Here is an 18,344-nt window from a genome sequence, read left to right on the forward strand (position 1 = left end):
CGACCCGTCAGCCATAGCGGACGGCTCACCGCACATTCACGCCGACCCGTCAGCCATAGCGGACGGCTCACCGCACATTCACGCTGACCCGTCAGCCATAGCGGACGGCTCACCGCACATTCACGCTGACCCGTCAGCTATAGCGGACGGGTCAGCGCGGATGGCGGGTCGACGGCGGTCAGGAAGGGGTGACCCGTCGTGCGCGCACACAGAACTCGTTGTAGGGGAACACCTTCCCGGCGATCCGCGGGAACGGGAAGCTGTATGACTTCTCGACCTTCAGCCCGAGCTCGGCGGAGAGCCGACGCAGGCCGTCGAAGTCGACGAACTCCACGTGGGTGGCGTCGGTGGCGTAGCCGCGCTCCTGGGGGCAGATGAAGAAGACGGTGCCGCCCTTCTTGAGGTAGGGCAGGTAGCTGCCGACGACCTCGAGCGCGGTGTCGTGGTCCATGTGCTCGGCGACGTGGGCGAGCAGGATCGAGTCGAAGGACTCCGGTACCCGCAGCGGGCTCTGCTCCCACTCCTCGGTGGTGAGCGCCTCGTATCCCGCCTCGCGCGCGGCGGCGATGGAGGCCACATTGTGGTCGACGCCGATCGAGCCGGCCTGGAGTGCGCCCAGGTTGCGGCCGATCCCGCACCCGACGTCCAGGGTGCGGCCGAGGTCCTGCCGGCGCAGGTTCCACCGGTACGGCGCCTGCACGTCCAACACCTGCTTCCACCGGGCCCCGCTCTTGGTCTGGAGCCGCTCGGCGTAGGACTCGTCGCGTGTGTCGTTCACGCCCGCGACCCTAACCCGACCCGCCTCGGCGATCGGTCGAAGGGAGGTCAGAACTCGTTGCGTCGCCGGAAGCCGACCGCGGCGGCTGCGAACGCCGCGACGCCGGTGCCACCACTGACCGCACCGGCGGCGCGCTGGATCCGACGGTCGTGCAGGCACTCGGCGCGGATCTCCTCATAGCCCGGGGAGGTGAAGTAGTCGGGTGTGTCACCGAAGGCGGTCGGGCAGTCGACGACCAGAGGGCCGACGTCCTTGACGTCGTGCTCGGCCTGCGGCGTCCAGAGCCAGAGAACGGCGGTCACGATCCACGCGACGACGCCCCACGCGCCCAGGAAGCCCCACATGCCGACATCCTGACCGATCTACCGCCCCCGGGCGCTGACGGCGGCGTCGAGGAGGGTACGGGCGCGGGCCTCGAAGGAGTGCTCGCGCCGGATGCGGTGGGCGCGGCCGGTGCGCTCGGTGTCGGAACCGAAGACGGCGTCGGGGTCGGGGAGCGCGCTGAGGCGGGCGAGGTCGCCGGGGTCGCGGTAGACCTGCACGGAGGGGCCGAAGAGGTCGGCGAGGGTGTGGGAGCCCGCGACGTCGTCGCTGATCACCCGCGCGCCGGCGGCGACGGCGTCGAAGAGCCGGTTGGAGACGAAGCCACCGGCAGCCATGTCGGCCCAGTGGTCGTTGAGGACGACGCCGGCCGAGCGGTAGGCGCGCGCCAGCTCGGCGTTCGCGATCCCCGGGCCACGCCAGTGCTCGGGCGGCAGGAAGCGCTCCCACAGTCCCCCGTGGACGCCGACCGGCACCCCGGCCTCGACGGCGTCGCGGACGATCCGGCGGTACTCGCGCCGGGAGTTGCCGACGAACAGGACCGGCTCGCCGGCGGGGTCGAGGTCGGCGAAGTCGGGGGCGAACAGGTCCGGGTCGGTGGCCTGGAGCAACGGGGCGATCGGCACTCCCCACGCACGGGCGGCCGAGGCGGCCCATGCCGGTCCCGCCGCGAAGACGACGTCGAACGCGGCTGCCTCGGACCGCTCGACCAGGTCGGGGTGGGAGATCACCCACAGCAGCGAGGTCTGGCCGGGTTCAGGGTGGTAGCGCGCCAGGCCGCGCAGGGCGAGGACGACGTCGTCGTGGTGCCCCGACGAACGATGGTGCTCGGGCCGGCGGTCGACCACCACCTCCTGACCGCACGCCCGCAGGCCCGCCGCGAGCGAGTGGGCGAAGTGGGTGTCACCCCACACGTCGCCGGCCGCGCCCGCGGGCGAGGAGCTCTTGATCGCCCACCGCAGCCGCGGCGGGTGCTCGTGCACCGACTCCAGCGAGCGCAGCCGGGCGGGCCGCACCAGCACCGGGTCGAGGGGCAGCAGCCGCCGCTCCTCGACGCCGCGGGCCGGCGCCGGGACGTGGTCGACCACGGTGAAGCCGCAGCGGGCCCACAGGTCGGCGTCGTCGGCGGGGGTCGGCGCGTCCTGCCAGCGGTCGAGCCAGACGCGCCGGTTGTCGAGGTGGCGGGCGTAGCGACCGGGCGTGCGCGACTCGTGGTGCACGACCTCGACCTCCGGCACCAGGCGGAACTCCCCCGCGCGACCGTCCTGGGCCGCGGCGAGCCGCTGGCACAGGTCGACGTCCTCCATCCCGTTGGTGAACACCGGGTCGAAGCCGCGCATCGCCACGGCGTCCGCGCGCCGCATCACCAGCGCCGCGCCGGTGAGCGCGGCCAGCGGCGCACCGGCGAGGCCGGCGGCGTCCTCGACCGGGAAGCCGCGCAGCAGGGCGTGCGGCAGGGCCCCGGACGGCGGGAACGCGACGCCTGCGGACTGCACCGCACCGGTCGGGTAGACCAGCAGCGGCTGGACGCCGAGGACGCCCGGCTCGGCGAGCGTGTCGAGCAGCGGTGCGAGCCAGCCCGCCGGGACCGTGGTGTCGTTGTTGAGGAACACCACGAACTCGCCGTGGGCGTCGGCCAGCGCGAGGTCGTTGCCGAGCGCGAAGCCGTGGTTGGTGGCGCTGTGGTGCAGGCGCACGGCCGCGCCGTGCCGCTCGGCGAGCGCGTCCAGCCCCAGGGACGCCGTCGCCGAGGAGCCGTTGTCCCACACGAGGCACTCGACCTCGGGGCCGCCGAGGGCGGCCGCGGCCATGACCGAGTCGACGGCGGCGGCGGTCATCCGCCAGTCGTCGTAGGTCGGGACGATCACGCTGACCAGGCCGGGCACGTCGGCACGCGCGGCGAGCGCGTCCCAGTCGACGAGGCGCCGGCCGAGCACGACGTCGCGCCACGACGGCGTCCACTCGTGCTCCGGGCTCGGCCGATCGGCGTCCGGGCCGGCCAGTGCGGCGCGGCGTACGGCGTCCTCGCGCACGACGCCGACCTGCTCGACGACCATCGGCTCGTGCTCGGCGAGGAGCCGGACGACCAGGTCGAAGTCCCAGGCGCCGCGCAGGTCGGTGAGGGGCGGGGCCACGGAGTCGAGCAGGGTGCGGCGCACGAGGAGCTGCGCGAGCTCGGGCGCCTCGCGGGTGGTGACCGGTCCGTCTTGCGGGAGTCGCCAGTGCGAAGGCTCGCCGGCTGCCTCCAGGGCGTCCGCGGCCAGGTCGGCGCCGCTCGCCACCAGCGCGGCGAGCCGGCCCGGCTGCCAGCGCTCCCCCGCCGAGACGAACGCCACCCAGGTGCCGTCCGCGGCGGCCAGTGCGTCCTCGAAGGATGCTGCGGGTCGCTCGGGATCGAAGGGCACCACGACGACGTCGGCGCCGGGCAGCGCGGCCCGCACACGGTCGGCCGGGGAGCCGCCTCGATCGAGCACGACCACCTGGAGCTGCTCGGCACCTTGGCGGGCGAGGGAGTCGAGGGTCGCCTCGAGCGCATCGGGATCGAGGCCGGCGTCGAGGATCGCGGCAACGGAGTCGACCGGAGTCGAGGTCGGGGCGGGCACCGGCCAGCCGGGGTGCTGCTCGGTCGCGCCAGCGGCGAGCGCATCGTGCCGCGCCTGCCATTCGGCGGTCCGCGCGCGGATCCACACCGCCCGCTCGGCGACGACCGCGGGGTCGTGCTCGATCAGGTGCCCGAGTGGCCCCTCGGTGTGCTCGAGGGCGTCCGGATGGTCGGCGAGATAGCCACGCGCGTCGAACAGCGGGTGCGGCGCGAGACGCCAGGCGCGCTGGCGCAGGTAGGCCACCAAGGGGTCGCGTCCGGCGGGGAGGCGGTCGCCGAGAGCCTGCGCCAGGGTCGCCGGGTCGACGAGCGGGTGCGGGGTGAGGCCGGCCGCAGAGCCCTCGGCCAGGTAGTGGCGGATCAGCGCCAGCCGGCCGCTGACGGGCTCGTCGGGGCCGGCCGCCTCGGCGGCGTACCAGGCGTCGTCGAAGAGCGCCGAGTCGAGCAGCAGCTCCTCGGCGGGGGTCGCGGGTCCCTCGCGGTCAGGGGGCGTCGCGGCGTCCGGGACGTCGCGCGAGCGCGACCGCCCGAAGCGTCCCAGCCCGCGCGTCACAGCCCCGAACCGATCGGTCTCAGCCCAGGAGCGCGTCGACGAACGCGGCGGCGTCGAACGGCGCGAGGTCGTCGGGGCCCTCGCCCAGGCCGACCAGCTTGACCGGGACGCCGAGCTCACGCTGGACCGCGACGACGATGCCGCCCTTGGCCGAGCCGTCGAGCTTGGTGAGGACGATGCCGGTGACGTCGACGGCCTCGCGGAACACGCGGGCCTGGATGAGCCCGTTCTGGCCGGTGGTGGCGTCGAGCACGAGGAGCACCTCGGTGACCGGCGCCTGCTTCTCGATGACCCGCTTGACCTTGCCGAGCTCGTCCATGAGGCCCTGCTTGTTCTGGAGCCGGCCGGCGGTGTCGACGATGACGGTGTCGACGCCGTCCTCGACGCCCTCCTTGACGGCCTCGAAGGCGACGCTGGCCGGGTCGGTGCCCTCGGGCCCGCGCACGACCTCCACGCCGACCCGCTCGCCCCAGGTGGCCAGCTGCTCGACCGCGGCGGCCCGGAACGTGTCGGCGGCACCGAGAGTGACCGTGTGGTCCTCGGCGACCAGGATCCGGGCGATCTTGCCGACGGTGGTCGTCTTGCCGGCGCCGTTGACGCCGACCACCAGGACGACGCCGGGCTTGCCGTCGGCGCCGCTCACCTGGAGGCGGCGGTCCATGGTGGGGTCGACGAGCTTGATCAGCTCATCGCGCAGCACCGCCTTGGGGTCGCCGGCCTCCGCGCCGTCGACGCGCAGGCGCGTGCGCAGGTTGTCGACGACCTCCTGGGTCGGCGCCACGCCGATGTCGGCGGTGAGCAGTACGTCCTCGATCGACTCCCAGGTGTCCTCGTCGAGCCGGTCGCGGCTCAGCAGCGCCAGCAGCCCGCGCCCGAACCCGCCCTGCGACCCGGCCAGCCGCTCGCGCAGCCGGGCCAGCCGCGACTTGGTGCCCTCGGGCCGCTCGCGGACCGGCGCCTCGGGTTCCTCGACGAGCATCTCGTCGAGGACCGACTCCTCGGCCGGTGCGGCGGTACCGGGCCGTTCGACGACCTCGGTGTCGGACTCGAGGACGTCGGTCCCTGCCGCCCCGCCCGGCTCGACCCGCGGCGGCTCCGTGCGCGGCGGGACGCTCGGCGCTCCCCGGCGTCCGCGGGAGGTGACGAGGCCGACGACCGCGAGGACGCCGACGACCGCGATGCCGATGACGAGGTAGACCCACTCCATGGCGCTATCCAATCAGGCTGAACCGGCGGGCCCACATCGGGCGGGGCGGCATGTTACTGACCGTTGTGACCTCTGGCCTGCGCTTGCAAGAGCAGGCCAGAGGTCACAACGGTCAGTAACATGCCCTCGCCCGACCCGACCCGACCCGAGCGGGCGGGGACTCAGCGAGCGGCGGGCTCGTGCGTGCGGCGGTCGTCGATGTCGCCGTCGGAGATCACCGGGACGGCGTCGGCGGCCCGCTCGACCACGTCGCTGAGCCAGGGCGCGCCCGGAATCCGCTCCCCGCGGTGCGGGAAGGCGGCGTAGCCGAGGGCGAGAAGGGCGACGCCGAGGACGATGCCCATGGTCACGATGATCGCGAACACTGCGTGATACTCCGGTGTGTCTGGTGGGACGGATGAGACTGTGCTTCCACCGTCGCACACCGCCCAAGGCGACCCCGAATTCAGCCGACCAGAAGTGGCTCGATTGCGACACGAATCACGTCGGGCACTGGGGTCGAGGGCCTGGCGGAGCCGTCGCGCGGCCCGGGGTTGTCGACGTAGACGTGCACGAACCGGCCCTCGGCGTTGGCCGGTTGGTCCGGGGCGGCCGGGCCCTGGAACAGGCCGATGCGGTAGATGACCGACGACGTGCCGATCCGTTCGACGGCGAGGCCGAGGTCGATGTCGTCGGGGTAGCCGAGCTCGGCGAAGTAGCGGCACGACACTTCGGCGACCACGCCGACGGCGTCGAGGCTGCGGATGTCGAGACCGGTCGCGGAGGCCAGGTAGGCGTTCACCGCGGTGTCGATGAGGTCGAAGTAGCGGGCGTTGTTGAGGTGGCCGTACACGTCGTCGTCGGACCACCGCGTGGTGGCGGTGCGCCAGGCGACGTAGTCGGCGCGCGTCGGGCGCGGGGAGCGCTCTCCCGAGGAGGCAGCCATCACGCGGGCTCGGACTCGCGCAGGCGCTGGCTGATCACGGTGCTGACGCCGTCGCCGCGCATGGTGACGCCGTAGAGCGCGTCGCCGACCTCCATCGTCCGCTTCTGGTGGGTGATCACCAGGAGCTGGGAGTTCTCGCGCAGCTCCTCGTAGATCTCCAGCAGCCGGCCGAGGTTGGTGTCGTCGAGCGCGGCCTCGACCTCGTCGAGGATGTAGAACGGCGAGGGTCGGGCCTTGAACAGCGAGACCAGGAAGGCCACGGCCACCAGCGACCGCTCGCCGCCGGAGAGCAGTGAGAGCCGCTTGACCTTCTTGCCTGGTGGCCGGGCCTCCACCTCGATGCCGGTGGTGAGCATGTTGTCGGGGTCGGTGAGCACCAGCCGCCCCTCACCGCCGGGGAACAGCCGGGCGAAGGTGGCGTCGAAGGCCTTGGTGACGTCGGCGAAGGCCTCGGTGAACACCTGCTCGACGCGGGTGTCGACCTCGCGCACGATGTCGAGGAGGTCCTTGCGGGTGCTCTTGAGGTCCTCCAGCTGCTCGGTGAGGAACTTGTGGCGCTCCTCCATCGCGGAGAACTCCTCCAGCGCGAGCGGGTTGACCCGGCCGAGCATGCTCAGCTGGCGTTCGGCCGCCTTGAGCCGCTTGGCTTGCTCGTCGCGGTCGAACGGCGTGGGCTCGGGCGGCTCCTCGCCCTCGGGCACCTCGAGGGTCGCCGACGGCGGCACGAGCTGGTCGGGGCCGAAGTCGGCGACCAGGGCGTCGACGTCGAGACCCAGCTCGTCGATCGCGCGCTCCTCGAGCTGCTCGATCCGCATCCGCTGCTGGGCCCGGGCCATCTCGTCGCGGTGGACGGAGTTGACCAGCTCGTCGTGCTCCTTGCCGAGCTCGCGCAGGGCGCCGCGGATCTCGAGCAGCGCCCGCTCGCGGCCGGCGCGCGCCTGCTCTATCTCCTGCCGCGCGTCGGTCGCGGCGTCGATGGACAGCTCGAGTCGCGCCAGCACATAGGACGCCGCCACACCGACCGCCTCCGCGGCCGCACCCTCGCGCAGCAGCCGCTCTCGGCGCTCGGCCGCCTTGGCCCGCGCCTCGCGCTCGGTGCGGGCCTGGCGCAGCAGCCCGTCGACGCGCCCGTGGATGGCGCGGGCCCGCTCCTCGGCGGTGCGCAGCGCGAGCCGGGCGTCCATCTCGGCCTGGCGTGCCGCCCGGGCGGCCTCGACCAGCCGCTCCCGCTCGGCGGTGTCGGGCTCGTCGCCGTGCTCCTCCTCGCCCGCCTGCTCGGCTGCGGCGAGCCGCTCCTCGAGCTCGGCGAGGCCGGCCAGGTCGGTGTCGCGGGCACCCTCGGCCTTCTCGATGGCCTGGCTGAGTCGTTCGGCCTCACCCTTGGCGGCCCGCGCCTGCGAGCCGTACTGGCCGAGCTCCTCGGCGACGGCCGCCAAGGTGGCATCCGACTCGTGCAGCTTGGCCAGCGCGACGTCGGCCCGCTTCTGCGCCTCCAGGCGCTCGGCCTCGAGACGGCTCAGCTCGAAGCCGAGCCGCTCGCCCTCCGCGGTGGTCGCGACCAGCTGCTCGGCGGCCTCGTCGACCGCGCTCTGGATCTCGATGAGGCTCTGCTGGTGCTGGGAGCCGCCCGAGGCCACATGGGTGCCGAGCAGGTCGCCGTCGCTGGTGACGGCGACGACGGTGGGCTCGGCGCCGATCAGCTCGGCGGCCGCGTCGAGGTCGTCGACGACGGCGGTGCGCTCCAGTAGACGGTTCAGCGCCGGTCGCAGCCGGTCGGGGCACTCGATGACGTCGACGGCGTAGTCGACGCCGTCGGGAAGCGCCGGCCAGGAAGCGCTGGCGCCGTCGTCGGTGGGCGCTCCGGCGGGCGCGCCGAGGACGAGGCCGGCGCGGCCCAGGTCGCCCTCGCGCAGGTGGGCCAGGGCGGCGACGGCGGCCCCGGCGTCGGTGACGGCCACCGCGTCGGCGGCCGAGCCGAGCGCCGCGGCGACGGCGGCCTCGAAGCCCGAGCGGACGCCGAGCAGTGCCGCGACCGAGCCCATCAGGCCCTCGACGACGTCGGCGGCCGCGAGCAGCGCGCCGGCGCCGTCCTTGCGCGCCAGGCCCATCTCGAGGGCGTCCTTGCGGGCGGCGAGGGCCGAGCGGTCGCGGTCGGCCTGCTGCACGCCGGCGCGGACGGTGGCCAGCTGCTCCTCGATCTCGTCGAGGAGCGCGACGGCCGACTCGTGCTCGGCGTCGAGGCCCTCCTCCCCGGCGTCGAGTCCGGCGACCTTGGTCTCGAGGGCGGTGAAGTCCTTCTGGGCGCGCTCGCTGCGCGCGACGGCCTCCTCGCGGGCGAGGGTCAGGCGGCCCACCTCCTCGGTGGCGGCCGCGGCGCGCGACTTCAGGGCGTTGACCTGCCCGTGCAGCCGGGCCAGCCCCTCGCGACGGTCGGCGGCGGCGCGCTGGAGGGCGGCGATCCGGCGGTCCTCCTCGGCGGCGGCGTCCTCGGCGGCCCGGCGTGCGGCGACGGCCTGTTCGAGCCCGGTGCGATTGGTCTCGACCTGCGCGCCGATCTCCTGCTCCTGGGCCCGGACCCGCTCGGCTTCGGCCTCGATCTGCTCGGGGTCGCGGCCCTGCGGGGCCGCGCTCTCGGCGGCTCCCGCCGCGTTGCGGATGCGCTCGGCGGCCAGGCCCTCGGTGCCGCGGATCCGCTCGCGCAGGCCGCGCAGCGCGTACTGCACCTCCTGGGCATGGCTCAGTGCCGGCAGGTCCTCACGCAGCGCGGCCTCGATCTCGGCCTCGCGCTGGCGCGCATTGGCCAGGTCGGCCTCGACCTGCGCGCGCCGCTCGACCAGGATCGTCTCGTCGGCGAGCTCCTGCTCCAGCGCGGTCCGCGCGGTCACGAGGTCGTCGGCGAGCAGCCGGGCCCGCGCGTCGCGGGCGTCGGCCTGCACCCCCGCCGCCTTGCGGGCCACCTCGGCCTGGCGGCCCAGCGGCTTGAGCTGGCGGCGCAGCTCGTGCAGGAGGTCGCCGAGGCGGGTGAGGTTGCCCTCGGTGGCATCGAGCTTGCGAAGCGCCTTCTCCTTGCGCTTGCGGTGCTTGAGGACGCCGGCCGCCTCCTCGATGAACCCGCGCCGGTCCTCGGGCGTGGCGTGCAGGATCGTGTCGAGCTGCCCCTGCCCGACGATCACGTGCATCTCGCGGCCGATGCCGGAGTCGCTGAGCAGCTCCTGGACGTCGAGCAGCCGGCACGAGGTGCCGTTGATCGCGTACTCCGAGCCGCCGCTGCGGAACATCGTGCGGGTGATCGTCACCTCGGCGTACTCGATCGGCAGCGCACCGTCGGAGTTGTCGATCGTCAGGGCCACCTCGGCGCGACCCAACGGGGGGCGGCCCGAGGTGCCGGCGAAGATGACGTCGTCCATCTTGCCGCCGCGCAGAGACTTGGCGCTGGCCTCGCCCATCACCCACGCGAGCGCGTCGACGACGTTGGACTTGCCCGAGCCGTTGGGCCCGACGATGCAGGTGATGCCCGGCTCGAGCTGGAGCGTGGTCGCCGACGCGAAGGACTTGAAGCCCTTGAGGGTCAGGCTCTTGAGGTACAACGCGGGGCTCCATCGCGGGTCGGGTAGGTGTCAGTGGCGACGGCTGACGCGGGGGAAGCTCAGCGGCCCACACCCTACCGGTGGAGGCCCGTCGGTTCGGGGACCCGTGCGCGCCGTGCGGCAGCCCGGCGACGCGAGGCCGGCCAGGTGAGGATCAGGCCGACGACGATGCCGATCAACGCGCCGAGGGTGTTGGCGAGCAGGTCGCGGTCGTCCGGCACCCGGCCCGGGATCGAGTGCTGGAGGGACTCGATGGCCGAGGTGAGCGCGAACGCTCCCACCGCGGCCACCCACCACCAGCGGCTGCCGAACAGCAGCAGGAGGAACAGCCCGACCGGCACGAAGAGCGCGATGTTGGCCAGGAACTCCGCGCGGTCGTAGGTGAGCCACGACAGCTCGTCGTAGCGCTGGAGCCGGGCGAGCACCCGGGTCACCAGGTCGCTGCTGGTCGGCGCCGACGACGCCGGCGTGAGGGTCACCCAGCCGAGGAACCCCAGGTAGGCGAGGGTCACCAGGCTCAGGAACGGGTGGCGGTGGAGCATCGGCTCATCCTCCCAGGGCGCCCCAACCCTCGTAGAAACGCTGACCCGTCCGCTATAGCTGACGGGTCAGCGAGAATCGGGAGACATGGAGGCCCAGTCCTTGGCGAGACCACGGAACATCAACGGGTAGACGATCCACCGCCGCACCGGCTTGATCGCGAGCATGTAGAGCCGGCCCAGGCGGCCGTTCGGCTTGGTGAGGACCGCCATCTGGCCGCGATAGCCACCCTCCGCCGACCCCTCGCTCACCGGCACCCAGCCGAGGTGCATGAGGGCGTGCACCGTCTTGTTGCCCATCTCCGAGACCCATTCGCGGTCGGTGAGGTAGACCGAGGTCATCGGCAGGTCGCGCTGGTCGGGGCCGCGGTCGCCGGTCAGCAGGTCCTCGGGCAGGCGATCGCGCAGCGAGGCGATCCGAGCGCCGACGCCGTCGTCGTCGCGATCCCAGCCCACGACGGCCCCGATCCGCCAGCGCAGCGCCATGAGCGCGCGTACCGGCAGTGGCAGATCGCTGCTGCCGTCGGTGGTGAGGGCGACATAGCGGTCCAGCCCGTCCGGTCCGCTCGGTGTCGGCAGCAGCCACACGTCCTCCACCACGAAGTCCTCTGCCAGCTCGTGGATGCGCCACGGCTGGGCACGGAAGTCCTCGGGGGCGATCCGCGTCGCGTGGGTGTCGTCCTTGCCTCGTGTCACCATGCGGTCATGGTCGAGGGGGCGGGCGCGTGGCGTATTGAACGCAGCGGCAATGTCGTCTTCGCCGGGGTCGGGCGTGGCCTCACCTGGTTCGGGTCGTCGACCCCACCGCCGACGTCACCGGCGCCGGCACGGCCGGCGCCCGGGCTCGCGAGGCATCCAGCATGGCAGGTGGCGCTCGGCTGGGATGGACCCGTGCGGATCTCCACCGGACCCCGCGGCGCGCCGCTGGCCGCACCCGCGTGCCTCATCCCGCCGGGCCTCCCGCGCGGCCCCGACGACGACTCGACCCGCATCCTGATCTGGATCGACCCGCAGCTCGTCGCCGGGCTCCCCCTCACCGCACCGACCGCCCTGGACCGGCGGGCGGCCGACCGGCTCCGGACGGCGATCGGCGACGGCACCCCCGACGCCGACGACCTCGCCGCGGCCGTGACCGACACGCTCGGCCGCGCACCCGAGATCGATCCGCGCCTGCGGCACGCACTCGACGGACTCGGCCGCGCCGGGTCGATGGCCGAACTGGCCGAGGAGACGGGGGTCTCCACCCGGCGGCTGCGCCAGCTCGCCGCGACGGCGGTGCCGACCGGGCTGGCAGACCTGCGTCGATGGCACCGGCTGCGCCACGCGGGCCTGCGCTATCCGTTCCAGAGTGCGGCGGAGGTGGCGTACGACGTCGGCTTCGCCGACCAGGCACATCTCATCCGTACCTCGCGCGCCCTCACCGGCACGACGCTGGCCGCGGTGGGCGCACCAGTGCTCTCCGCGCGCCGAGCGCGCGGAGAGGGGTGATCAGGCGGGCTGCATCTCCTGCAGGGTGACCTCGTGCATCTGGGTGTCGAGCAGCTCGGCGGCCCGGGTGGCGACCAGACGGTCGTTCTCCTCCGAGAGCTGACGGACGAGGGTCTCGAGCTCGGCCACACGCTGACGCAGCCGCGCGTTGTCGGCAGTCAGGCGGGGGTCTCGCAGGTCGCTGGGCAGGTAGCCGATCAGCGCCTTGGCCATGTAGTGAGCCTTCCGGTGAGTGAGGGGATCCGCCCAGTGAGGTGGACCACTTACCAGAGTCCCACCCGATCGGGCGAGGGTCAATCTGACGACGACCTGCTAAGGAATCCCTGATCAATGTGGGTGGATGCCAGCGTCGTTCGGGTGGTGGCCTGGCAAGGCGCCGGCGCGCAGGCAGACTGGCCGTCTTTCAAGCGTCCGGCAACGCCGCCAGGGTGCCGCCCGGGCGGCGCTGGCGCCGTCCCGGCATTGATCAGTGGTTCCCTATCAGCCGGTGGCGCGCCGGCGGCGCGGCGCGGGCTGGCAGCGCGGGCAGTAGTACGACGAGCGGTTCATGAACGCGACCCGTCGGATCGTGGTGCCGCAGCGGTCGCACGGCTCGTCGGCGCGGCCGTAGGCGTGCAGCGCGCGGTCGAAGTAGCCGGACTCGCCGTTGACGTTGACGTAGAGCGCATCGAAGGAGGTGCCGCCCTGCGCCAGGGCCTCCCCCATCACCTCGCGCGCATGCCCGAGCAGGTCGCGGACCTCCCGCGCGCGGAGCCGGTCGCCGGCGCGCTCACCGTGCAGGCCGGCGCGCCACAGCGCCTCGTCGGCGTAGATGTTGCCGACCCCCGAGATCAGGCCCTGGTCGAGCAGCAGCCGCTTGATGCCCGACGTACGACGGCGGACCCGGGCGACGAACTCGTCGTCGTCGAACTCCGGGTCGAGCGGGTCGCGGGCGATATGGGCGATCTCGGCGGGCAGCTCGGCGCCACCGGCCGACACTGACAGCCCGCCGAACATCCGCTGGTCGACGAAGTGGACGTTGCGGCCCTCGGTGTTGCGGCCGGTGCCGTCGAGCACCAGGCGCACCCGCAGGTGTCGTTCCGGTTCGGCGTCGCGCGGCTGGACGAGGAGCTGGCCGCTCATGCCGAGGTGGCCGAGCAGCGCGTCGCCGTTGTCGAGCGGTAGCCACAGGTACTTGCCGCGGCGCCGGGCGGCCTCGATGCGGCGACCGGCGAGCGCTGCGGCGAAGCCCTCCGGGCCACGCGGGTCGCGGCGCACCGGGCGCGGGTGCAGGACGTCGACGCCGGTGATCCGAGCGCCCAGCACGTGGCGTTCGAGCCCGTCGCGGACGGTCTCGACCTCGGGCAGCTCGGGCACGGCGCTCCCCGGACTCAGCCGTCGTCGCCGGGACGCGGCCCGTGCAGGGCGACGAGCTCGCCGTACGCCGTCTCGGCGCAGGCCTGCTCGGCCTCCTTCTTCGACCGGCCGACGCCGTCGCCGTAGAGCTGGTCGCCCACGCGCACCTGGGCGTGGAAGGTCTTCATGTGGTCGGGGCCCTCGTCGGTGATGACGTAGGTCGGCACGCCGAGCCCGTGGACGGCCGAGAGCTCCTGGAGGGAGGTCTTCCAGTCCAGACCGGCGCCCATGGCCGAGGCCTCCTCGATGAGCGGGTCGAATAGGCGGTGGACCAGCGCGGAGGCCACCTCGATGCCGCCGCTGAGGTGGACCGCGCCGATGACCGCCTCGACGGTGTCGGAGAGGATCGAGGCCTTCTCCCGACCGCCGGTGGACTCCTCGCCGCGACCGAGCTTGACGTACTCGCCGAGCCGGATCCTCACCGCGACGCCGGCCAGGGCACGGGCATTGACGACGGCGGCGCGCAGCTTGGCCAGCCGCCCCTCGGAGAGGTCGGGGTGCATCCGGTAGAGCGTCTCGGTGACCACGACGCCGAGCACGGAGTCGCCGAGGAACTCCAGCCGCTCGTTGGTCGGCAGCCCACCGTTCTCGTAGGCGTAGGAGCGGTGCATGAGAGCGCGCTCGAGCAGCTCGGGGTCCAGGACCGGATCCCCGAGCGCCGAGCGCAGCTCGTCGTAGTTGTCTGGCGTCGCGTTGATGGGTACTGCTGGTGTCGCGGGTCTCAGAGGACCTGGCGGCGGCCGGCGCGGGCGCCGTACTGGCCGCACTCGCCGCACGCACGGTGCGGGAGGTGCTTGGCGCCGCACGCGGGGTTCGCGCAGGTGACGAGGGTCGGCGCGACGGCCTTCCACTGCGAGCGACGGTGCCGGGTGTTGCTCCGCGACATCTTCCGCTTCGGGACAGCCATGGTGTTCTCCTAGCTAGCTTCGGGGTTACTCGGGTGCTTCGGGGCTCTGGCCGGGCCCCGGGTCGGTCTCGGTCTCGAGCGTGGTGAGCGCCGCCCACCGGGGGTCGATCGGGGCCTCGTGCGTGTGGTCCGGGTCGTCCTTGAGCCTCACACCGCATTCGGTGCACAGCCCGGGACAGTCGTCCTCACACAGCGGCTGGAACGGTAGTGCGAGCACCACCGCGTCCCGCAGCAGGGGTTCGAGGTCGAGCAGGTCGTCCTCCAGCGTGCTGACACCGTCACCGTCGTCGCCGTCGTCGTCTTGACCGACTGCCCCACCGGCGCGGCCCCGGGACTCCCGCGAGTCGTCGTACACGAAGAGCTCCTGGAACCGCACGTCGATCTCGTCGGCGATCGGGTCCAGGCACCTCGCGCACTCGCCCTCGAGAGCGGCGGTTGCCGTCCCCGTGACCAGTACCCCCTCGACGACCGCCTCCAGGCGCAGGTCTATCTCGACCGGCGCACCTTCGGGGACACCGAGGACGTCGATGCCTAGATCTGCCGGTGCCGGAACCGTCAGTGTCACCTCACGTTGGGACCCCGGGCGGCGGCCGAGCTCGCGGGTGTCGAGCACGAGCGGCGCTCTCGGGTCCAGGCTGGTCAGGGGATCACTTCCGGGTCCGGGCACGAACAGATCAGCGAGAATCGTACTGCCCGTGTCTCGGCGTTCAAAAACGGTGGGCGGTCGGCCCACTCACTCGCGTCGCGGCAGCCGGGAGGTGAGCGCCTCGAGCACGAAGTCGGGCACGAACGCCGACACGTCGCCCCCGAACGCTGCGACCTCCTTGACCAGGCTCGAGGACACGAACGACTGACGGGTGCTGGTGGGCAGGAACACGGTCTCGACGCCGGTGAGGGCGGAGTTCATCTGCGCCATCGGCATCTCGTAGTCGAAGTCGCTGGCCGCGCGCAGGCCCTTCACGATCGCCTGGGCGTCCTGCTCGACACAGAAGTCGGTGACCAGGCCGGTGAAGCCGGCCACCCGCAGGTTGGGCAGGTCCGCGACGGCGCGCTCGAGCAGCGCGATCCGCTCCTCGGGACCGAACAGCCGGCTCTTGGACGGGTTGACCCCGACCGCGACGATGAGCTCGTCGAAGAGCCCCGCCGCCCGGCCGATGATGTCGAGGTGGCCGTGGGTCACCGGGTCGAAGGACCCGGGGCAGACCGCTCTATTCATGGCGCGTGACCGTACCAAAGCACGGTCTCGCCGTAGCGCTTGCTGCGCTCGCCCAGGATGGAGCGGCCGCGGGTGGCGTTGATCCCGGGACCGCCGGTGGGCCAGCGCGGCTCGGCGCTGCGCCGGGAGCGCTCGACGACCACGAGCGCGTCGGGGGCCAGCCACGGCACGAGGAGCTCGAGGTCCTCGGCGAGGCCGTCGTCGGAGAGCGGGTAGGGCGGGTCGCTGAACACGACGTCGAAGCGCCGGGCCGGCGTCCGGGCCAGCCAGGTGGCCACCCGCGACTGCTGGACGTCGGCGTGGGTGAACCCGAGGGTGCGCGCGTTCTGCTCGATCAGCCGGGCCGTGGCCCGGTCGGACTCGACGAAGGTGACCGCCTCGGCGCCGCGCGACCACGCCTCCAGGCCCACCGCGCCGCTGCCGGCGTAGAGGTCGAGGAAGACCAGCCCGCGCAGCGAGCCGCACCACGACTCGACTGCGCTGAACAGCGCCTCGCGGACGCGGTCGGTGGTGGGGCGGGTCTGGTCGCCGGGCGGCGTCTCGATCCGCCGTCCCTTGGCCTCGCCCGCGATGATCCGGGTCATGAGCGCTCGATGAAGTCGGCGTTGGCGGTGGCCTCGAGGTCCTCGACGGCGGCGGCGAGGAGCGGGGTGGCGGCCAGGGCGGCGTCGGCCTCGAGGAGTCCCTCGGCGGCCTCGCGAGCCTCCAGGATCGTCTGCTCGTCGCGCAGCACCCGCAGGTTCTCCAGCGTGGAGCGCCAGCCCGACTGCGAGCGGCCGAGGACATCGCCCTCGCGACGCTGCTCGAGGTCGACCCGGCTCAGCTCGAAGCCGTCTGTGGTGCCGGCGACGGCATCGAGGCGCTCGCGCGCGGGCGAGAGGTGGTCGGCCGAGGAGACCAGCAGGCACAGCCCGGGCAGGCCGCCGCGGCCGACCCGTCCGCGCAGCTGGTGCAGCTGGGAGACGCCGAACCGGTCGGCGTCGAGGATCACCATCGCGGTGGCGTTGTGGACGTCGACGCCCACCTCGATCACCGTGGTGGAGACCAGCACGTCGATCTCCCCGGCGGCGAAGGCGCGCATCGTGGCGTCCTTGGCGTCCGGAGCCATCTTCCCGTGGAGGACCGCGAGTCGCAGACCCTTCAGCGGACCCTCGTCGAGTGCGGTGACGACGTCCTCCACCGCGGCCAGCGGCGGCCGGTCGCCGCCCTTGGTCGGCACCGGCTCGCCGTCCTCGTCGAGCTCGGGAAGGTCGATCTCACCCTGCTCCAGCTCGTCGCCGACGATCCGCGGGCACACGACATAGGCCTGGTGACCCTTCTCGACCTCCTCACGGACCCGCTCCCACACCCGGTTGATCCAGCCGGGGTGGTCGAGGAGGTTGACGACATTGGTCTGGATCGGCGCACGCCCGGCGGGCAGCTCGCGCAGCGTAGAGGTCTCCAGGTCGCCGAAGACCGTCATCGCCACGGTGCGCGGGATCGGGGTGGCGGTCATGACAAGCACGTGCGGCGGCGCACCGGCCGCCTTGTCGGCGAGCGCTGCTCGCTGCTCGACGCCGAAGCGGTGCTGCTCGTCGACGACGACCAGTCCGAGGTCGGCGAACTGCACCTTCTCCTCCAGCAGCGCATGGGTGCCCACGACGATGCCGGCCTCGCCGCTGGCCAGCCGCGACATCGGGCCGGTGCGCTGGGCCTTGGTCATCGACCCGGTGAGCAGCTCGACGCTCGTGCCGCCGAACATGCCGCCGCCCACCAGGTCGCCCAACATGGCGGAGATCGAGCGGTGGTGCTGCTGGGCGAGCACCTCGGTGGGTGCCAGGAGCGCCGCCTGGCCGCCGGAGTCGACCACACGCAGCATCGCGCGCAACGCGACGAGGGTCTTTCCGGAGCCCACCTCGCCCTGCAGCAGGCGGTTCATCGGCCAGGTGCGCGCGAGCTCGGTGGCGATCTGCTCCCCCACCTCGCGCTGGCCCTCGGTGAGCTCGAAGGGCAGCCGTTCGTCGAACGCCGCCAGCAGGCTGCCGTCGCCGCCGTCGCGCGCCTGGGCGCCGAGCTCGCGGACCGCTCGTCGACGACGGGCGAGGACCAGCTGGGTGACCAGCGCCTCCTCGAACCGGTAGTGCCGCTGGGCCTGCTTGACCTGGTCGAAGCGCTCGGGCACGTGCACCCACTCCAGCGCGGTGGCGGCGTCGACGACCCCGTAGCGCTCCCGGACCGGAGCCGGGACGACGTCCGGGAGGTCGTCGATGACGGAGCGGGCGAAGGTGACCACGCGCGCGACGTCCCACGACTGGAGGCCCTTGGTGAGCGGGTAGATCGGGTAGAGCTCGCCGATCGCCTCGACGGTGGCGATGTCGTCGTCGGTGCCGTCGCCGGACGCGCCGAACAGGACCATCTGCGGGTGGGCCAGCTGCCAGGTGTCGGCGAAGCGCTTGACCTGCCCGATGAACAGCCCCGGCTGCCCGGGGGCCAGCATTCCGGCGCGCCACTCGGCCGTGTGCCGGTTCTTGGAGAAGAACGTGACCTCCAGGACCGGGCCGCCGGTGCGCACGCGGGTGACGACCCGGTACGCCGCCCGGCCGCTGCGGCGGTCCTGGTGCTGCTTGACCGAACTGCCGATGACCTCGCCGACCACGCTGATCATCTGGCCGGGCTGGAGGTCGCCGACCTCGGTGAGGGTGCCGGTCGGGACATAGCGGCGCGGGAAGTGGTGCAGCAGGTCGCCGACGGTGCGCAGGCGCAGGCCCTTGGAGAACTTCGAGGCCTTCTTCGACTCGCCGAGTACCGCAGCGATGGGTGAGTCGAGCGTGATCACGGGTCCAGGAT

General features: G+C 73.1%; 18 protein-coding genes. 1 reads left to right on the forward strand and 17 read right to left on the reverse strand.

The genetic code is table 11. The features are described 5' to 3' along the window. Positions 1-178: 178 nt before the first annotated feature. From WMR31_RS13835 to WMR31_RS13875, 9 genes are all read right to left on the reverse strand, one after another. Positions 179-778, reverse strand: coding sequence for a class I SAM-dependent methyltransferase (locus tag WMR31_RS13835; protein WP_340539438.1), 600 nt, complete (start codon positions 776-778; stop codon positions 179-181). Positions 779-825: 47 nt separating this feature from the next. After that, the gene (locus WMR31_RS13840) at positions 826-1,122 is read right to left on the reverse strand and encodes a hypothetical protein (RefSeq protein ID WP_340539439.1); all 297 of its coding nucleotides are present in this window, start codon (positions 1,120-1,122) and stop codon (positions 826-828) included. 18 nt (positions 1,123-1,140) lie between these two features. Further along, positions 1,141-4,254 (reverse strand): glycosyltransferase, encoded by a 3,114-nt coding sequence (locus WMR31_RS13845; RefSeq protein ID WP_340539440.1) that lies wholly within the window; start codon positions 4,252-4,254, stop codon positions 1,141-1,143. A gap of 19 nt (positions 4,255-4,273) precedes the next feature. Next, a complete protein-coding gene (ftsY, locus tag WMR31_RS13850; RefSeq protein WP_340539441.1) occupies positions 4,274-5,461 on the reverse strand; it encodes a signal recognition particle-docking protein FtsY in 1,188 nt (395 codons plus the stop codon). Positions 5,462-5,622: 161 nt separating this feature from the next. Next, complete coding sequence (locus tag WMR31_RS13855) at positions 5,623-5,826, reverse strand: hypothetical protein (protein ID WP_340539442.1); 204 nt, start codon at positions 5,824-5,826, stop codon at positions 5,623-5,625. Between the two features lie 80 nt (positions 5,827-5,906). Beyond that, positions 5,907-6,386, reverse strand: a complete 480-nt coding sequence (locus WMR31_RS13860) for an acyl-CoA thioesterase (protein WP_340539443.1) — start codon at positions 6,384-6,386, stop codon at positions 5,907-5,909. After that, positions 6,386-9,973, reverse strand: coding sequence for a chromosome segregation protein SMC (gene smc / locus WMR31_RS13865; RefSeq protein WP_340539444.1), 3,588 nt, complete (start codon positions 9,971-9,973; stop codon positions 6,386-6,388). Before smc ends, WMR31_RS13860 begins: the two co-directional genes overlap by 1 nt. 74 nt (positions 9,974-10,047) lie before the next feature. Next, positions 10,048-10,515, reverse strand: a complete 468-nt coding sequence (locus tag WMR31_RS13870) for a VanZ family protein (RefSeq protein ID WP_340539445.1) — start codon at positions 10,513-10,515, stop codon at positions 10,048-10,050. A 66-nt stretch (positions 10,516-10,581) separates the two neighbouring features. Then, on the reverse strand, positions 10,582-11,211 hold the full coding sequence (locus tag WMR31_RS13875) for a DUF2867 domain-containing protein (RefSeq protein ID WP_340539446.1): 630 nt from the start codon (positions 11,209-11,211) through the stop codon (positions 10,582-10,584). Positions 11,212-11,217: 6 nt separating this feature from the next. On the opposite strand from WMR31_RS13875, the gene WMR31_RS13880 reads away from it, so the two are divergent. Then, the gene (locus WMR31_RS13880) at positions 11,218-12,000 is read left to right on the forward strand and encodes a helix-turn-helix domain-containing protein (protein WP_340539447.1); all 783 of its coding nucleotides are present in this window, start codon (positions 11,218-11,220) and stop codon (positions 11,998-12,000) included. On the opposite strand, the gene WMR31_RS13885 is transcribed toward WMR31_RS13880, so the two are convergent. From WMR31_RS13885 to WMR31_RS13920, 8 genes are all read right to left on the reverse strand, one after another. Then, the gene (locus WMR31_RS13885) at positions 12,001-12,213 is read right to left on the reverse strand and encodes a hypothetical protein (RefSeq protein ID WP_340539448.1); all 213 of its coding nucleotides are present in this window, start codon (positions 12,211-12,213) and stop codon (positions 12,001-12,003) included. Positions 12,214-12,480: 267 nt separating this feature from the next. Further along, positions 12,481-13,356, reverse strand: coding sequence for a bifunctional DNA-formamidopyrimidine glycosylase/DNA-(apurinic or apyrimidinic site) lyase (gene mutM / locus WMR31_RS13890; RefSeq protein ID WP_340539449.1), 876 nt, complete (start codon positions 13,354-13,356; stop codon positions 12,481-12,483). A 14-nt stretch (positions 13,357-13,370) separates the two neighbouring features. Continuing rightward, positions 13,371-14,006 (reverse strand): ribonuclease III, encoded by a 636-nt coding sequence (rnc, locus tag WMR31_RS13895; RefSeq protein WP_445321633.1) that lies wholly within the window; start codon positions 14,004-14,006, stop codon positions 13,371-13,373. Positions 14,007-14,116: 110 nt separating this feature from the next. Continuing rightward, entirely contained in the window at positions 14,117-14,302 is a 186-nt protein-coding gene (rpmF, locus tag WMR31_RS13900) for a 50S ribosomal protein L32 (RefSeq protein WP_340539450.1), read from the reverse strand. 25 nt (positions 14,303-14,327) lie between these two features. Then, a complete protein-coding gene (locus WMR31_RS13905) occupies positions 14,328-14,969 on the reverse strand; it encodes a YceD family protein (RefSeq protein ID WP_340539451.1) in 642 nt (213 codons plus the stop codon). 66 nt (positions 14,970-15,035) lie between these two features. Next, positions 15,036-15,518 (reverse strand): pantetheine-phosphate adenylyltransferase, encoded by a 483-nt coding sequence (gene coaD, locus WMR31_RS13910; RefSeq protein ID WP_340539452.1) that lies wholly within the window; start codon positions 15,516-15,518, stop codon positions 15,036-15,038. Next, positions 15,515-16,102: a 16S rRNA (guanine(966)-N(2))-methyltransferase RsmD gene (rsmD, locus tag WMR31_RS13915; protein WP_340539453.1), complete on the reverse strand. Its 588-nt coding sequence runs from the start codon at positions 16,100-16,102 to the stop codon at positions 15,515-15,517. The genes coaD and rsmD overlap by 4 nt, the downstream gene beginning before the upstream one ends. Then, complete coding sequence (locus tag WMR31_RS13920) at positions 16,099-18,333, reverse strand: ATP-dependent DNA helicase RecG (protein ID WP_340539454.1); 2,235 nt, start codon at positions 18,331-18,333, stop codon at positions 16,099-16,101. Before WMR31_RS13920 ends, rsmD begins: the two co-directional genes overlap by 4 nt. Positions 18,334-18,344: the final 11 nt, after the last annotated feature.

The organism is Nocardioides epinepheli, assembly GCF_037936805.1.
In the GTDB taxonomy this organism is placed as follows: domain Bacteria; phylum Actinomycetota; class Actinomycetes; order Propionibacteriales; family Nocardioidaceae; genus Nocardioides.

Excerpts from the sequence above, each read along its gene's own strand:
- WMR31_RS13840 (WP_340539439.1), bottom strand. The coding sequence starts at position 1,122 with ATGTGGGGCTTCCTGGGCGCGTGGGGCGTCGTCGCGTGGATCGTGACC.
- ftsY (WP_340539441.1), bottom strand. The coding sequence starts at position 5,461 with ATGGAGTGGGTCTACCTCGTCATCGGCATCGCGGTCGTCGGCGTCCTC.
- WMR31_RS13860 (WP_340539443.1), bottom strand. The coding sequence starts at position 6,386 with ATGGCTGCCTCCTCGGGAGAGCGCTCCCCGCGCCCGACGCGCGCCGAC.
- WMR31_RS13870 (WP_340539445.1), bottom strand. The coding sequence starts at position 10,515 with ATGCTCCACCGCCACCCGTTCCTGAGCCTGGTGACCCTCGCCTACCTG.
- WMR31_RS13875 (WP_340539446.1), bottom strand. The coding sequence starts at position 11,211 with ATGGTGACACGAGGCAAGGACGACACCCACGCGACGCGGATCGCCCCC.
- WMR31_RS13880 (WP_340539447.1), top strand. The coding sequence starts at position 11,218 with ATGGTCGAGGGGGCGGGCGCGTGGCGTATTGAACGCAGCGGCAATGTC.
- WMR31_RS13885 (WP_340539448.1), bottom strand. The coding sequence starts at position 12,213 with ATGGCCAAGGCGCTGATCGGCTACCTGCCCAGCGACCTGCGAGACCCC.
- rnc (WP_445321633.1), bottom strand. The coding sequence starts at position 14,006 with ATGCACCGCTCCTACGCCTACGAGAACGGTGGGCTGCCGACCAACGAG.
- rpmF (WP_340539450.1), bottom strand. The coding sequence starts at position 14,302 with ATGGCTGTCCCGAAGCGGAAGATGTCGCGGAGCAACACCCGGCACCGT.
- coaD (WP_340539452.1), bottom strand. The coding sequence starts at position 15,518 with ATGAATAGAGCGGTCTGCCCCGGGTCCTTCGACCCGGTGACCCACGGC.
- rsmD (WP_340539453.1), bottom strand. The coding sequence starts at position 16,102 with ATGACCCGGATCATCGCGGGCGAGGCCAAGGGACGGCGGATCGAGACG.